Annotated in this window: 15 protein-coding genes; 9 read left to right on the top strand and 6 right to left on the bottom strand. The window is 31.0% G+C overall.

All coding sequences use genetic code 11. The annotated features are described in order from the left end of the window. Positions 1-83: 83 nt before the first annotated feature. A complete protein-coding gene (locus BR66_RS0117840; protein ID WP_026884127.1) occupies positions 84-638 on the bottom strand; it encodes a GNAT family N-acetyltransferase in 555 nt (184 codons plus the stop codon). Between the two features lie 192 nt (positions 639-830). On the opposite strand from BR66_RS0117840, the gene BR66_RS0117845 reads away from it, so the two are divergent. Beyond that, positions 831-1,754, top strand: a complete 924-nt coding sequence (locus BR66_RS0117845) for an NAD-dependent epimerase/dehydratase family protein (RefSeq protein ID WP_026884128.1) — start codon at positions 831-833, stop codon at positions 1,752-1,754. A 93-nt stretch (positions 1,755-1,847) separates the two neighbouring features. On the opposite strand, the gene BR66_RS0117850 is transcribed toward BR66_RS0117845, so the two are convergent. Continuing rightward, on the bottom strand, positions 1,848-2,177 hold the full coding sequence (locus BR66_RS0117850) for a 5-fold beta-flower protein (protein ID WP_026884129.1): 330 nt from the start codon (positions 2,175-2,177) through the stop codon (positions 1,848-1,850). 159 nt (positions 2,178-2,336) lie between these two features. Here BR66_RS0117850 and BR66_RS0117855 point away from each other — a divergent pair, with 159 nt between their 5' ends. Continuing rightward, positions 2,337-3,629, top strand: coding sequence for an ABC transporter substrate-binding protein (locus BR66_RS0117855; protein WP_026884130.1), 1,293 nt, complete (start codon positions 2,337-2,339; stop codon positions 3,627-3,629). A 19-nt stretch (positions 3,630-3,648) separates the two neighbouring features. On the opposite strand, the gene BR66_RS0117860 is transcribed toward BR66_RS0117855, so the two are convergent. Both BR66_RS0117860 and BR66_RS0117865 read right to left on the bottom strand, forming a co-directional pair. Next, complete coding sequence (locus BR66_RS0117860; RefSeq protein ID WP_242841181.1) at positions 3,649-4,326, bottom strand: L,D-transpeptidase family protein; 678 nt, start codon at positions 4,324-4,326, stop codon at positions 3,649-3,651. A gap of 213 nt (positions 4,327-4,539) precedes the next feature. After that, positions 4,540-5,175: a cell wall hydrolase gene (locus BR66_RS0117865; RefSeq protein WP_026884132.1), complete on the bottom strand. Its 636-nt coding sequence runs from the start codon at positions 5,173-5,175 to the stop codon at positions 4,540-4,542. A 370-nt stretch (positions 5,176-5,545) separates the two neighbouring features. Between BR66_RS0117865 and htpG the strand changes: the two genes are divergently transcribed. Then, a complete protein-coding gene (gene htpG, locus BR66_RS0117870; RefSeq protein ID WP_026884133.1) occupies positions 5,546-7,456 on the top strand; it encodes a molecular chaperone HtpG in 1,911 nt (636 codons plus the stop codon). A 219-nt stretch (positions 7,457-7,675) separates the two neighbouring features. Here htpG and BR66_RS0117875 read toward each other — a convergent pair whose 3' ends face one another. Continuing rightward, on the bottom strand, positions 7,676-8,038 hold the full coding sequence (locus BR66_RS0117875) for a hypothetical protein (RefSeq protein WP_026884134.1): 363 nt from the start codon (positions 8,036-8,038) through the stop codon (positions 7,676-7,678). Positions 8,039-8,154: 116 nt separating this feature from the next. Next, entirely contained in the window at positions 8,155-10,509 is a 2,355-nt protein-coding gene (locus BR66_RS0117880; protein WP_026884135.1) for a hydratase, read from the bottom strand. A 280-nt stretch (positions 10,510-10,789) separates the two neighbouring features. On the opposite strand from BR66_RS0117880, the gene BR66_RS25355 reads away from it, so the two are divergent. The 6 genes from BR66_RS25355 (at position 10,790) to BR66_RS0117910 (ending at position 15,328) form a co-directional block, all read left to right on the top strand. Next, positions 10,790-11,164 carry a hypothetical protein gene (locus BR66_RS25355; protein ID WP_026884136.1) on the top strand — a complete coding sequence of 125 codons (375 nt, stop codon included), beginning with the start codon at positions 10,790-10,792 and terminating at the stop codon, positions 11,162-11,164. 18 nt (positions 11,165-11,182) lie between these two features. Continuing rightward, entirely contained in the window at positions 11,183-11,626 is a 444-nt protein-coding gene (locus BR66_RS0117890; protein WP_026884137.1) for a cell wall hydrolase, read from the top strand. 26 nt (positions 11,627-11,652) lie between these two features. Next, positions 11,653-12,072, top strand: a complete 420-nt coding sequence (locus BR66_RS25360) for a hypothetical protein (protein ID WP_084156554.1) — start codon at positions 11,653-11,655, stop codon at positions 12,070-12,072. A 328-nt stretch (positions 12,073-12,400) separates the two neighbouring features. Then, a complete protein-coding gene (locus BR66_RS0117900; RefSeq protein ID WP_026884138.1) occupies positions 12,401-13,294 on the top strand; it encodes an acyl-CoA dehydratase activase-related protein in 894 nt (297 codons plus the stop codon). Further along, complete coding sequence (locus BR66_RS0117905; protein WP_026884139.1) at positions 13,294-14,394, top strand: 2-hydroxyacyl-CoA dehydratase; 1,101 nt, start codon at positions 13,294-13,296, stop codon at positions 14,392-14,394. Before BR66_RS0117900 ends, BR66_RS0117905 begins: the two co-directional genes overlap by 1 nt. Next, positions 14,375-15,328, top strand: coding sequence for an acyl-CoA dehydratase activase (locus BR66_RS0117910; RefSeq protein ID WP_026884140.1), 954 nt, complete (start codon positions 14,375-14,377; stop codon positions 15,326-15,328). Before BR66_RS0117905 ends, BR66_RS0117910 begins: the two co-directional genes overlap by 20 nt. Positions 15,329-15,346 lie beyond the last annotated feature (18 nt).

Consider the following 15,346-nt stretch of genomic DNA (forward strand, 5'->3'; position numbering starts at 1 on the left):
GACTTGCTATTTCTTTTCAGATGCCTAAATTTGAAGGATATAACTTTTTAAAACTAAAGAGAGCATATAAAAAGTTATATCCATTATTTTTGATTTTTTAGCCATTCAGGATATAATATACCGTAAAGATACATATCAAACTTTTTACCGTCTCTTTGAACAAATTCTCTATAAGAACCTTCACGGGTAAAACCAACTTTTTCATAAAGTGCAATTGCTGGTTCATTGTAACTTAAAACATTAAGCTGTATTCTATGAAGGTTTAGCTCATGGAAGCCAAATTGTAAAATTAGATTCATAGCTTCGGTTCCATAACCCTTACCCCTGGCATCTTTTGCACCAATACCAATGGAAAGATTTCCTACTTTGTTATTCCAAGAAATATCGTTTAAATCAATGTAGCCAATAAAACTATCATTATCAATAGGTCTTATAGCAAACATATAGTTTTCATTTGATTCCTGTCTGTTTCTTATCCAAGTACTTATATGCCGTTCACTATATGGATAGCTGGGCATAGTATCAAATAATCTTAAGGAATGAGCATCTTCATACCAAGTAGTTATATCTATTATGTCTGAATCTCTTAATGAGGTTAATCTTATTTTGTTACCTTTTAATAATCCGTTAATAAGCATATAATCATCCCCGAACTTGTATATATTTTTAAGTTAATATTAAGTATTTATAGGTTGTTTGTCAATGAAGAAAAGTTGAGTTACAAGCAAAAAACGTTTATAATTAGCATATTATATTAAATGACGGTAAAAAACTATTACTGATAAATAAGAATATATGAGAAGTTATAAGTAAATAAGGAGGAATTTTACATGAAAGTAATGGTGACTGGAGGAGCTGGATTTATCAGTTCACATATAGTTGACTTGTTAATAGAAAATAATTATGAGATATGCATAATTGATAGCCTAGAACATGGGAATACTGAAAATATAAATAAGAAGGCTAAATTTTATAAAATGGACATAAGAGATCCTGGAATAACTGAGGTGTTTATTAAGGAAAAACCAGATTTTGTAATTCATAATGCGGCTCAGATAAGTGTTCCTGCATCAGTTGACGATCCTATGAATGATGCAAGTATAAATATTTTAGGAACAATAAATATACTTGAAGCATCAAGAAAAGCTAATGTAAAAAAAATCATATATCCAGCTTCAGCAGCTATTTTTGGTGAACCATCTTACTTACCAATCGATGAGCAGCACCCTTTAGAAATGTTATCAGGTTATGGAATAACCAAACATACTGTGGAACATTATTTAAAGGTGTACAAATCATTATATAATATTGATTTCGTTGTACTAAGATGTTCTAATATCTATGGTCCAAGACAAGATTCATCAGGTGAGGGTGGAGTAGTTGCTATATTTTGTGAAAAACTTCTAAATGATGAAATCCCTTGTATATATGGTGATGGTGAGCAAATAAGAGATTTTGTATATGTTAAAGATGTGGCCGATGCATATTTGATGTCACTAAAATCCAATATTAATGGAATTTATAATGTAGCTACTAACACAAAGATAAGTATAAACGAGCTTTATAAAGAGATAAATGTTATTTTACATAAGAATATTGTTTGTACATATGCACCAGAACGAAGAGGTGACATAAGAGAAAGTTATATGAGTTATGATAAAATAAATAAAAAAATTGGTTGGGAGCCGGAAACAAATTTGACAAAGGGACTTCAAGAAACTTTAAATTATTACAAAAATAAGCTTTCTAGATAAAAAATAATATAAACAGAGCTGTACAATTAAAAGTGAACTGTTTTACGCATATTTTTGTGGCGTAAAATAGTTCACTTTGTTTATTAATAATCTTTAAAAAAAGAAAGAATTGTTAAAACTAATACCACCGAGTAAAAGTAAAAGTCCTGCTGCTGCAACTAAGGATCCAAAAGTGCTATTTACATGACCAACATACTTACGGTTTCTATCATAAACTCTATATTGGTTTAGATTTAGGTATCCAATAGGATATCCTAAGCTGCTATATACAACATTATTATCAACATAACCTGCTAATTGTCCATTAGTATAATAAAAGCCAGCACCATAAATAAAACCTAATTGTTTGTTTTTTCGGCAATAAATCTTGTTTCCCCTCAAATATCCGCAGGTTGAATTTTTATTATCATAAATTCTCTCCAATGAATTCACACTCCTTTGTTAAAGTATTTTCTTATCCAATAATAATATATGCTGATTTTTATTTCATGGCATTGATTTTAATCTAACATATTTTCTAAAATGAATAATAAAGAGCAAAAAGCACATGATAATTATAAAAAAACAGCACGAGGTGGAAATATGAAGTACAAAAGACTAACAGCTATTGTTTTAATTACTATTATTTCAATAAATGTGTTTGCAGGTTGCTCTCAAAGTAAAAGTACAGCAAAAAACAAAGAAAAAACAGCTAATAAGGATTTACGAGGGAATATAGAAATTTCAGTTTCAAGGGATAAGTTTGGAGATTATATCCAAGGTGATATAATTTCAAGTTTCAAAAAGAAATATCCGGATATTCAAGTAAATATAAGCAATATTGGTGATATAGACTCTAGAGTAAACTCTGGAAAAACACCGGACATATATATTGGAGATAAACTATATGAGGCAACAAAATATGGAGAAATGGGAAAACTTATTGATTTTGAGAAGTTAAAAGGTTTTAAGGATTTATCTAGCAAGATTCAGAAAAAATATATTACAAAAAAGCAAAATAATAATAACATATATTCTATACCATGGTTTGTAACTACAGAACTTATGGCATATAACAAAGCCCTTCTAAGAGAGGCTGGGCTAGACGAAAACAAGCCACCTAAGACATTTGATGAATTGTTAAATTATGCAGACAAAATATATAGATTACCGAGCCGAGTAGATGGAAGTAAAGTATATGGAATAGGCACAGATGCAGATTTCAAGGCAGAGGCGATTTTGAATTGGCAGACAATAAGTCCTATTTATTATAATATGAATAACAGTAAGTACAGACTTTATAACAATACTGGAACGGACATAGTTTTTGACAAACCTGAGGCAAAACTTGCGGAAGTATTTGGACTTTTGTCTAGTGTACAAAGCCTCGGAACTACTGATTTAAAGAATACTAATTTGAATAATGTAGGAATCTGGTTACAATATGGAGATGAACAAAATACAACAAATAAAGAAATAGGTATTGATAGTATTCCAGTAAATCAAGCAGGAGGGGAATCTTATTCAACTTTAAAAAGCAAAAATATTATGATATTTAAAAGTGATAAAAATAGAGAAGATATAGCCTGGGAATTTGTACAATACATTATGGGAGAAGAAAAAAATTTGGAGGCTTGCAAAACTCTTAAAGAATTACCGGTTTTATCAAATCTGATGAAAAATAAATACTTTAACTCAGGGATTAATAAAAAATATATTAAGCAGTTAGATAATTCAGTGCCATTAGAATCATTTATATCAATTGACAAGGTTACATTAAGTATTCAGAAAAATTATATTGATTACTATATGTCAAAAAATAAAATAACCCCACAGTCTGCAATAAAAAAGGCAGCGGGGGAATCTAGAAATATAATTAAAAATACAGGAGAATAATTACCATTTAATTTTGAAATTATTCAAATGGTAACATATTCAGGGCATTGTATAACTCATGATTTATGTCATGGGTTATAGTTAAATGGTTATCAAGTTCATATTGTATAACTGATTTTTTTAAGCAATCACCATAAATACCATCTAAATTATAAGGGTAATAACCTTTGTTTTTTAAGACTCGCTGAACCTCCAATACGTCTGTACCAGTATTCCCTGGGGATAAGGTTCTAAAATGGTTATATTGAAGACCATAGGCACCACCATATATTATTACTACAGTACCAGGACTTACTCTATCATATAAATCTTCAGCATCGCCATTGTTCATTCTAATACAGCCCATAGAAGCTGGAGTACCAATGGAGCTAGGATTGCTAGTTCCGTGTATTCCATAATTGCCCCAAGGTACATTAAGACCCATCCATCGTGTTCCAAAAGCGTTTGACCAGGCACCTTTATCTATTATTTTCCATGTACCAATGGGAGAGGGAGTTTTATTTTTACCAGATGCAATTGGATAGGATTTTATTATTTTTTTAGAATTACTTTTAATTAAAAAAAGGCATCTTTCATTTAAATCTATCAATATCACATAGGGTTTTTCATAATTAGTATTAAGGTTAACTGCAAATGTTAAATTATAATTTATAAATAAAAAAATTATGGTAAATATAATTGTGTTTTTTACATGCAAGGGAAACACCTCTTTAAAATATAAATAATTAATAAGGTATATTTATAAATGACAAGTAACAGAATTCTAGCCTATTTGTTTAATATGCCCTATTATTGTCTCCATAGCCCTTCATAAATATGCAGCTAAAAAAGTTAATGCCTTAGAATGATTTAATATATCATTCTAAGGCATTAACTTAGCTTGAAATTTGAAACTTGTCATTTTGAAAAACTATCTGTAAGAAAAAATCATTTTATCTATAGTAAGAGCTACTGGCTTAGCTCTAAGCCATGCATTTGTTGCAGAATCATCAAAATAATATAGAGCGCCATTAGTTGGATCCACACCACTTAAGGCATCTTTAGCAGCACTTAAAGCACTTGAGTCAGCGGGTTCATTTATAGCCCCATTTAATACTGGTGTAAATTGATAATATGGACCATCTTTTTCATAAATCACATTAGTAATTGTTTTAGGGAACAGAGGACTTTTAAGTCTGTTCATAATTACAGCACCAACAGCAACTTGTGCATTGTATGGTTCACCTTGAGACTCAGAGTGGATAAGCCTTGCAAGAAGATCCACATCACTTTGAGTATATGTTTGTGTAGTCTTAGTAGTTGTGTTTTGAGATGGTACACTAATTGTTTGTCCAGCGAAAATAAGGCTTGTCTTAATATTGTTAGTTGTTTGTAACCAAGCAATTGATGTATGAAATTTTTGTGAAATTTTATAAAGACTGTCACCAGATTGTATCTTATAAGTAGAAACAGATACATTAGAAGTAGCTGCGTGTGCGGTTGTTGATACCATTAATGATATACCTACTGCGAATAAGATGGTTCTGAATTTTTTGAACTTTAGCATAAATATGCCTCCTAATTTTTTTTGGGGTAAGCCAATGTAGTTTAGATAGGCTTGTTTAAGCATCTGACATTTATTTTCTTTTAGATGACTTAGTGTACAGTGTAACAGAGAGTACATAGCAAAGCTACATGAATTATTTGGTAAGTATCATAGGACAATAACTTATGGAAAATTTATACAACAATATAGAATTACATTAATTAGGTAGTTGATTATATTTTTGCTATTTATATTGACTTGTATTCCATAAAATACTAAAATATCTTATGTAGGAAGATTTAGTTACAGTTCATTATTTTAGGTAATCTAAAACTTACTTTAGCGTGTTTAAATAAAAAAATATTATAAAGAAACTCTAGGAGGAATTTATATGGATAATGAAAAAGGAAGTATATCAATTCACACAGAAAACATGTTTCCCATAATAAAAAAATGGCTATATTCTGATAAGGATATCTTTGTTAGGGAACTTATAAGTAATGGCTGTGATGCAATAAGTAAGCTAAAAGAGCTTGTTTCAATAGGAGAAGCAAAGGTAAGTGACGAAGAAAAATATTGTGTCACTGTGAAAACTAACAAAGAAAAGAAAACACTTACATTTATAGATAATGGGTTAGGAATGGATGAAGAGGAAGTAAAAAAATATATAAATCAAGTAGCATTTTCAGGTGCAGAAGATTTTATTTCAAAATATAAAGAAAAAATGGATGAACAAAATCAAATTATAGGACATTTCGGATTAGGATTTTATTCAGCATTTATGGCAGCAGAAAATGTTGAGATAGAAACTAAGTCATACAAGGAAGGCTCTGAAGCAGTAAAATGGGTTTGCTCTGGCGGAACAGAGTATGAAATATCTTCATCAGAAAAAAAAGAAAGAGGTACTACTATTATTCTTCACATAAATGAAGAAAGTGAAGAATTCTTAAATGAACACAAACTTACCGAAGTAATAAATAAACATTGTGCTTTTTTATCTACAGAGATATATCTAGAGGATGAAAATGCCAAAGAGGAACCAGAAGTTAAAAGTGATGGTGATGATAAGGATAAGGTAGAGGAGAAAAAAGAGCCTACTCCATTAAATGATATTCATCCACTTTGGATGAAAGCACCTAATCAGTGTACTGACGAAGAGTACAAGGAGTTTTATAAAAAAGTATTTAACGATTTCAATGAGCCATTATTTTGGATACATCTAAATGTGGATTATCCTTTTAATTTAAAGGGAATTCTTTATTTTCCTAAAATTGATCATGAAATGAATGCAATTGAAGGACAAATAAAATTATATAATAATCAAGTATTTATAGCTGATAATGTTAAAGAAGTAATTCCAGAATTTTTGCTACTTCTAAAGGGTGTTATAGATTGTGCGGATTTACCACTTAATGTATCTAGAAGCTTTTTGCAAAACAACAGAGATGTATCAAAAATTTCAAAACATATAAGTAAAAAAGTTGCGGATAAACTTAATGAATTATATAAAAAGGAAAGAGAAAAATACACTGGTTTCTGGAAGGATATAGACGTATTTATTAAGTATGGTTGCCTAAAAGAGGATGACTTTTATGATAAAGTAAAAGATATAATCATATTTAAAACAACAAATGGTGACTATGTTAACTTAAAAGAATACTTAGAAAGAAATAAAGATAAATATGAAAATAAAGTATTTTATGTTGATGATGAAAAACAACAGAGTCAATATATAAGAATGTTCAAAGAAAATGGTTCAGAAGCAATAATATTGGATTCAAAGATAGACAGCCCATTTATTAATTTTATGGAGAGCAAAGAGAGTAGCGTTAAGTTTAATAGAATTGATTCAGATATATCAGATACTCTTAAAGATAAGGATGCTATAGAAGCAAGTAAAGAAGAGGTAGAAAAAGAAAATAAAACCTTAGGTGATGCCTTTAAAGAAATTTTAAATAATGATAAGATAAAGGTTCAAGTAGAAAGCCTTAAAAATGAGGAAATACCTGCTTTAATTCTACTTTCTGAGGAATCAAGAAGGATGCAACAAATGCGAGGTATGTTCCCTGGAATGAACGTAGAGGATATGTTTAAAAGTGAGGAAACACTTGTGCTTAATAGGAAGAATACTTTAGTTCAGGCCATACTGAATAATGAGCCGGATGAAAGTAAAAAGGAAGATTTAAAGCTTGTTGAAGAACATATTTATGATTTAGCAAGAATGAGCCAAAAACAACTTGATAGCGAATCTATGGCCAAATTCATTGCAAGAAGTAATAAAATATTATCAAAACTGATATAAGGTTTCACAATATATAGTTGGCAATTGAAAAAAAGTAAAGGACTTTATGGTTGTCTTTGCTTAATATGAATTAAATGAAGTGCAACACCACATAAAAATAAAATTTTTATGTGGTGTTGCACTTTTAAATTTGGCTATGGGATAAATAATTGTTCAGGTAAATGCATCCTAATAGAAATTATTTCCTATTAGGATGCATTACATTTTGATATAACTTCATCAAAATGTTTTAAGTGTGTCTTTTTTATTTTCAATCTTATTTTTTAAATTTTCTAAATCAGTTTCATCCATGTGTTCACCATTTTGGTTCAGGTAACCTTCTGAATACTGGAGTTTTTTCTCTAAATTTTCTTTTTCAGGAGTTGGTCCGCCATCACCATATATTATTGTGTTTTCAAGGTTTCTAATGGTGTTCTCTCTTCTGTTCTGTTTATCTTTTGCCATTTCAACGGATTCATCATCTGATAAGTCACTGTATTCTTCAAGATGTCTTTCAGTTCTCGTATTTTTTTCAACTAGATTTTCTAATTCTTTTATTCTATTTTTAGTTTCACAGTTATCTTTTTCTCCAACATTTTTCATTTATGACGCCTCCATATTTTTAGCATTATACAAATATAATTTAACCATATATTTGATGGATTATACTAAGGCATCGTCATGAAAAGGATAGCTATTGAATTCAAGTAATTTACATTCTATTTTGTTGAAGCATAAAAATTGATTAAGCTACCAGCTAAAATTATGCTCTTTTCATCCTCGGTAAGTTCTCCAATTTTAAGTTTGATATCTTTTTTTGTGCTTTTGCCTATAAGTAGTGCAGGAATTTCAGATTTAGAAGTCTTGATAGCATCAATAATTCCTTCAATATAAATGTAGTCACCAACTTCAAAGGTGATTTTATCTTGAGCGTTTATTGTAAAAGGAATCATACCCCAGTTTATTAGGTTACTTCTATATCTTTTAGTAGCATATTCTTCAGCAATATTTGCAAGACCACCTAATACTTTTTGAGAAGAAGCGGCTTGTTCTCTTGCTGAGCCATCACCAGGCTTAACAGCGAAAATTACACTTCCAAATTGAATCTTTTTTGATATACTTGTTAAAGTTTCTTCAGTGATTTCCACATTAGTGATTTTTGAACAAATCGTCTTTAGCTCACTAATATCAGCAGCTGCATCTCCATGTAAAAATGCTTGCCTGTTTTTTTCTATTACTTGAACTGCCTTAGTTCTTTCCACATAATGAGGATCTTTTCTAGAAAGAGTATATTCCGCAAGCTTTAGTGGGTTTGAACGATAAGATGAAGTTTCACCTGATGGCATAAGTTCATCCGTAGTTGTAACTGGATCTGTTATTACGCAACACATCTTTAATAAAATTTTATCCTGTAATGGTAACATTTCTGGCCAAGAAGTTATATTTGGACCATACTTTAGTTCACTACTATTTTCAGGCTTTTTATATCCATTATAAATTCTATTATTATAAATTGAAGAATCAAAATGATATGAAAGATCAACGCTAGGAATAGAAATTTCAGTAGCTGGCGTTAAAATACCACCATTAATTGCAGTGGCAGCAATAGATTTCGCATCCATTAAAGCTACAGATGAAATTTGACCAAGTCCGGGCTTAGAACCCTCTCTACTTGGGAAGTTTCTAGTAGTGTGTCTTATGCTTAATGCCCCATTAGCAGGTACATCACCAGCTCCAAAACAAGGACCACAGAATGCAGTTTTAATTACAGCACCAGCCTGTATGAATTTTGCTATAGCACCATCTTTTATTAGTTCTAAATAGATAGGTTGACTTGCTGGGTAAACGCTTAAATTAAAATAGTCATTTCCAAGAGAATGATCGCTAATTATTTCTGATGCTATACGTAAATTTTCAAAAGTTCCACCAGCACAACCAGCGATAATACCTTGATCAACTCTAATTTTACCATCTACTATTTTGTTTGTTAGATTAAATTGTACATTTGGATTATCTATTTTTGCCCTTTCTGCTTCTTCAACCATTTGTAAAATTTCTTTAGGATTTTTATTTAAGTCTGCTATGCTAAACACATTGCTTGGATGGAATGGAAGAGCAATCATAGGTTCTATTTTAGTAAGATCAACCTTTACTAGGCCATCGTAGTAAGCAACATTTGTTGGTTCTAATTTGGAATATGCTTCGTGGCGTCCGTGAATACTGTAATATTCTTCTATTTTATCATCTGTACACCAAATAGAACTAAGACAAGTAGTTTCTGTAGTCATAACATCTATACCGATTCTGAAATCAGCAGAAAGATTTTTGATTCCAGGACCAACAAATTCCATTATTTTATTTTTAACAAAACCGTTTTTAAATACAGTACCAATAATTGAAAGAGCTACATCTTGAGGACCAACACCAGCTTTTGTTTCGCCTTCTAAGTATATTGCTATAACCTCAGGATAATCCACATCATAAGTTTTGCTTAGAAGTTGCTTAACAAGTTCTGGGCCACCTTCACCAATAGCCATTGTTCCAAGTGCACCATATCTAGTATGGCTATCTGAACCTAAAATCATATTTCCGCATTGACTCATCATCTCTCTCATGTATTGATGAATAACAGCTTCATGAGGTGGCACATAAATTCCACCATATTTTTTTGCAGCAGATAACCCGAAAACGTGGTCATCCTCATTTATTGTTCCACCAACGGCACAAAGACTATTGTGGCAATTTGTTAAAACGTAAGGAATAGGGAATTCTTTTAGTCCACTTGCTTTTGCTGTTTGAGTTATAGCAACATAGGTAATATCATGAGAAGCTAATGCATCAAATTTTATTCTTAGTTTTTCAGTATTGTCAGTTGTATTGTGTCTAGTTAAAATGTCATAGGAAATAGTATTTTTTCGAGCATAATCTTTATTTAGAATTTTATTTAAATTTGGGGTAACTTCTCCTTTTTCTTTCAGAAATGATGTGATATCATCTATTACTAAGTTATCTTCATAACCTAAAATACCTTGATTTTTGTATAAATATGCACCTTTGTTAATTATTTCTACCATTAGTGTACCTCCATATCAATTTTGTTTATCGAATGCTATTTAATTAACACAAATGAGTATTGTGCAGTTAGCAAATTAAAAATATATTAATCACTATGTTACTATAATATATTTTTTTGTTGGTTTTGTAAATTTGTTTTTTAAAATCTACTGATTTTGTATAAGAAACAAGAAATAAAAAAATTCAATAAAATCATAGGAAGTTATATATATTATGCACATTTTTAAATTTTAATGAATAGACTAATAATATGAGTTCGAATTTTTTAGGAGGAAAAGAATGATTCCACAATATTATTTTAATTCACTAAGTAGACAAATGCCATTATCCACAGAAACTCCAATATTACCTTTGGAAAATGATGATGAAATATTTGATAATAGACAGCAACCAGGAGGGACGGCAGGCACAAATTCACCTGGGTCAACTAATCCAACATCACCAACTATGTCACCTGAATACACTCAAGGATATTTACAAACTCAAATTGGAAAGAGAATAAGAGCCCAGTTTTTAATTGGTAGTAATTCCACCCAGGATAGAGTTGGAATATTAACCAAGGTTGGAATAAGCTATATAATTATACAAAATGAAGATACAAATACGGCAGAGTTATGTGATCTCTATTCAGTAAAATTTGTTGATATTTATTAATATAAATGAGGTGTAGAAATGTCTTATTCAGATCGAGAACTTCTAGCTAGAATTATAAAATGTGAGGCTGGTGGTGAAGGTGAAAATGGAATGAAGGGTGTTGCCACAGTCATAATGAATAGAGTAAGGGTTCCATATGGTGAATATCAAAGAGTTGGAGAAGGGGATGTAAGAAAGGTATTATATCAGAAAGGACAATTTGATTGTATGAGGTCCGTTTTAGGAGGAGTTGCGAATCCACAAACTATTTGGGCAAATCCCCCAGAGCAAATACATTATAATATAGCAGATTGGGCACTCGCAGGACATAGACTTTATAATATAGGCTTTTCACTTTGGTATTTTAATCCATTTAATCCTGGGTGTCCCTATCTATTCCCATTTAATGGAACAGGAAGTTTTCAAGTAACCGTGGGGCAACATTGTTTTTATAATCCGACGGAATTATATGCGCAAACATAATAAATATAATAAAGGAGAGAAAATTAATGATACCAGAATATTGTAAACAATGCATTAATAGAAATGCAAATCCATATATGTCTAGTGAATTTGATGCCAATCCAACACCACATTCGTCTGTAATTGCTGCAAACCCAGTAGTGCAGCCACAAATGCAAACGGGTCAGACTGTAAGTGCACCAAACACAAGTGCCGATGAAGACCAATTTATAGTTGCACCAGGATCTCCAACCGTACTTGGAATTGAGTATACTCAAGGATTTTTAAAGACAATGATAGGACGGCGGGTTAGAGTTACTTTTTTAATTGGGACAGATTCACTTACAGATAGAACAGGAATACTTCAGGAGGTAGGTATTAGTTTTATTGTACTAAGAGATACAAATTCAAATTTGAATACATTATGTGATATTTATTCAATAAAATTTGTTGTGATATTTAATTAAATATAAAAAATTGGGATTAATAACATAGAAAATCATGCATGTTTAAAATTAAGAGGCAAGTGAAAAAGGTATTTCATAATTGTTTAAATGTTTAGAATGAGTAGATTTGCAAACCAATCTGCTCATTCTATTTTTTGTCTATTTTTCTGGATTAAAAGAAAATTTTAAGTGAATTGTAACTTGCCAGTACATCTAAATACCACCTTCCCCTAATGCTATATCCATATATAGCTAAAAAGTCCATAAATTTGCGTGAATATTTCTAGCACTAAATGTTAAAAATTTAAGTATTGAGATAATATAATAAATTTATGATAGGAGTTTAAACATGATACTAGGTATACCAAAAGGTCTTTTATATTACAAATATCACCTTTTCATAAATGCTTTTTTTGAAGCACTAGATGTAGAATTTATAACCTCCAAGGATACTGACAAGGAAATATTGGATTTAGGAGTGAAATATGCTGTAGATGATGCTTGTTTGCCAATAAAAGTATTTCACGGACATGTAGCATCATTAAGAGGGAAATGTGACTCAATACTTGTACCACGATTTATGAGTGTATCAAAAGGAGAGTATATATGCCCTAAATTTTGTGGACTTCCAGAGATGATAAAGTATAGTATACCAAATTTACCAACTATTTTAACAGAGCAAATCAGTAGTTTGAATGAAAAACAACTATATAATTTTGTAAAAAAAATAGGGAAGAGGGTAGGATGTAAAAATCATAAAATGGAAAATGCATTTTTTACTGCCATTGAAGCACAAAAAAACTTTGGTTTAGGTAATACATGTAAAAACAATAAATATAAAATAGCACTTTTGGGTCATCCATATAATGTCTATGATAGTTACCTAAACATGAATATCATTAACAAACTAAACAAAGATGGGATTTGTGTCATCACAGAAGAAAGGATAGATAATAGTATTGTAAATGAAGAAATAAAAGATTTATTCAAAAGACCATTTTGGAATTTTGCAAGAAATTCATATGGCTTTGCATCTTATGCACAAGAAAATAACTTAGTGGATGGAATAATATATTTGTCCTCATTTGCTTGTGGCATTGATTCAATTGTTATAGAACTCATAAAAGACAAAGTAAAAGATATTCCAATATTGGTTCTTAAAATAGATGAGCAAACAGGAGAAGCAGGCTTTGATACAAGAATTGAGGCGTTTTTAGATATGCTAGAGAGAAGGTGTAGCTAATGAAGATAACACTTCCACATATGGGAAATGTATATTTGGCAGCAAAGGCATTATTTCTTGATCTTGGTATTGAGTTTATAATACCTGAGTTTAGTAATAAACAAGCACTAGAACTAGGATCAAAATATGCTCCAGAAGACATATGTCTACCATATAAAATAATGCTTGGGAGCATTATCCTAAGTTACAAAGCAGGAGCAGATACAGCTATAATTACGGGAAGTTGTGGACCTTGCAGATATGGTGAATACTGTGAATTATTTAAAAATACATTTAAAAAACTTGGATATAACATTAAGTTGATTGTTATTGACTATCCAAAGGATATTGGATTTAAAGAGTTGGTTAACAGAATTAGCAATATATCTATGGCAAGTAGTAAGAAAAAAAACGAAAAAATCACAGCTGTATATAATGCACTTAAAGTTATAAAACTTATAGACTACATAGAAATGAAGGCAAGAAATTTAGCAGGATATGAAATAGTAAAAGGAACTTTTAAAAAATTTTTATATGAATGTAAAAGGGCAACATTTAACTGTGAAAGTGCAACTGAAATGGTACGGGTGTTGCATGAATATAAAGCGAAATTAGATAAAATCCCAATTGATAAGAATAAAGAACCAATGACCGTTGCAATCATAGGAGAAATATATACCATCCTTGAACCATTTGCGAATCTTTATATAGAAGATAAACTTATGGATTTAGGAGTGTCTGTAAAAAAGCAAATAACACCTAGTTGGTGGGTTAAAAATGCTATGTTATCTCCATTTAAACTCAATTCATTACATATTAGATTAGCTTCAAGGCAATACCTTTCAGAATATATTGGTGGGCATGCAAGGGAGTGTATCGGTGAGGCTGTAATGGCAAGTGAAGAAGGGATAGATGGAGTAATACAGATATTACCCCTTGGTTGTATGCCTGAAATAGTGGCAAAAGCAATACTACCTAAAATTTCAAGGGACAGAAATTTTCCGATTATGAGTTTAGTTGTGGATGAGATGACAGGAGAAGCAGGATATTCTACAAGGATAGAAGCATTTATCGATTTGATTGAGAGGAGGAGGGAACAAAATGTATTATATAGGGGTTGACGTTGGATCAGTAAGTACAGATATTGTACTCTTAGATGACAATATGCAGGTTGTGGAATCAATGTATTTGAAAACCAAGGGAAAACCACTTGATATTATAAAAGAGGGTTTTAAGATATTGAGTGATAAATATGAGGATGAACAAATAAAGGCTGTAGGTACAACTGGAAGTGGGAGGCAAATTGCATCGTTTCTAATTGGCACGGATGCAGTTAAAAATGAAATAACAGCACATGCAGTTGCATCCCTTGAAGTTGATAAAAATTTGAAAACTATAATTGAGATTGGAGGACAGGATTCAAAAATTATAATAATTAAAGATGGCATTGTTACGGACTTTGCAATGAATACTGTATGTGCGGCTGGAACAGGGTCATTTTTAGATAGGCAAGCAGAAAGATTATCTATTCCAATAGAAGAATTTGGAGAACTGGCACTGAAATCTAAAAATCCAGTTAGAATTGCAGGAAGGTGTGCTGTGTTTGCGGAATCAGATATGATACACAAGCAACAGGTAGGCTATGGCGAAGAGGATATAGTAAGAGGGTTATGTGAAGCATTAGTAAGAAATTATTTAAGTAATGTGGGAAAGGGCAAAGAAATTCAGTCTAAAATATTTTTCCAAGGAGGAGTTGCTGCAAATAAAGGAATGAAATTTGCCTTTGAAAATGAGCTACAAATGGAGCTATGTATACCAAAGCATTATGATGTTATGGGGGCTATAGGTGCTGCAATTATAGCTAGAAATAGGATAGAAAAGCAGAATTTAATAACGAAATTTAAGGGATTCAAAGTAGTAAGTGGAGAAATTAACACTAAAAGCTTTGAATGTAATGGTTGCTCTAACAGATGTGAGGTAGTAAAAATAGCAAATAAAGATAATAATAGTGGCTTTTTTGGTGACAGATGTGGGAAATGGAGTAACTGTAGCTAATGTTGCACTTAGGGCTAG

It is taken from the genome of Clostridium akagii DSM 12554 (assembly GCF_000686725.1).
Lineage (GTDB): Bacteria > Bacillota > Clostridia > Clostridiales > Clostridiaceae > Clostridium_I > Clostridium_I akagii.

Excerpts from the sequence above, each read along its gene's own strand:
- BR66_RS0117890 (WP_026884137.1), top strand. The coding sequence starts at position 11,183 with ATGTCTTATTCAGATCGAGAACTTCTAGCTAGAATTATAAAATGTGAG.
- BR66_RS0117845 (WP_026884128.1), top strand. The coding sequence starts at position 831 with ATGAAAGTAATGGTGACTGGAGGAGCTGGATTTATCAGTTCACATATA.
- BR66_RS0117865 (WP_026884132.1), bottom strand. The coding sequence starts at position 5,175 with ATGCTAAAGTTCAAAAAATTCAGAACCATCTTATTCGCAGTAGGTATA.
- BR66_RS0117840 (WP_026884127.1), bottom strand. The coding sequence starts at position 638 with ATGCTTATTAACGGATTATTAAAAGGTAACAAAATAAGATTAACCTCA.
- BR66_RS0117910 (WP_026884140.1), top strand. The coding sequence starts at position 14,375 with ATGTATTATATAGGGGTTGACGTTGGATCAGTAAGTACAGATATTGTA.
- BR66_RS0117855 (WP_026884130.1), top strand. The coding sequence starts at position 2,337 with ATGAAGTACAAAAGACTAACAGCTATTGTTTTAATTACTATTATTTCA.
- BR66_RS25360 (WP_084156554.1), top strand. The coding sequence starts at position 11,653 with ATGATACCAGAATATTGTAAACAATGCATTAATAGAAATGCAAATCCA.
- BR66_RS25355 (WP_026884136.1), top strand. The coding sequence starts at position 10,790 with ATGATTCCACAATATTATTTTAATTCACTAAGTAGACAAATGCCATTA.
- BR66_RS0117875 (WP_026884134.1), bottom strand. The coding sequence starts at position 8,038 with ATGAAAAATGTTGGAGAAAAAGATAACTGTGAAACTAAAAATAGAATA.
- BR66_RS0117905 (WP_026884139.1), top strand. The coding sequence starts at position 13,294 with ATGAAGATAACACTTCCACATATGGGAAATGTATATTTGGCAGCAAAG.
- BR66_RS0117880 (WP_026884135.1), bottom strand. The coding sequence starts at position 10,509 with ATGGTAGAAATAATTAACAAAGGTGCATATTTATACAAAAATCAAGGT.
- BR66_RS0117900 (WP_026884138.1), top strand. The coding sequence starts at position 12,401 with ATGATACTAGGTATACCAAAAGGTCTTTTATATTACAAATATCACCTT.
- htpG (WP_026884133.1), top strand. The coding sequence starts at position 5,546 with ATGGATAATGAAAAAGGAAGTATATCAATTCACACAGAAAACATGTTT.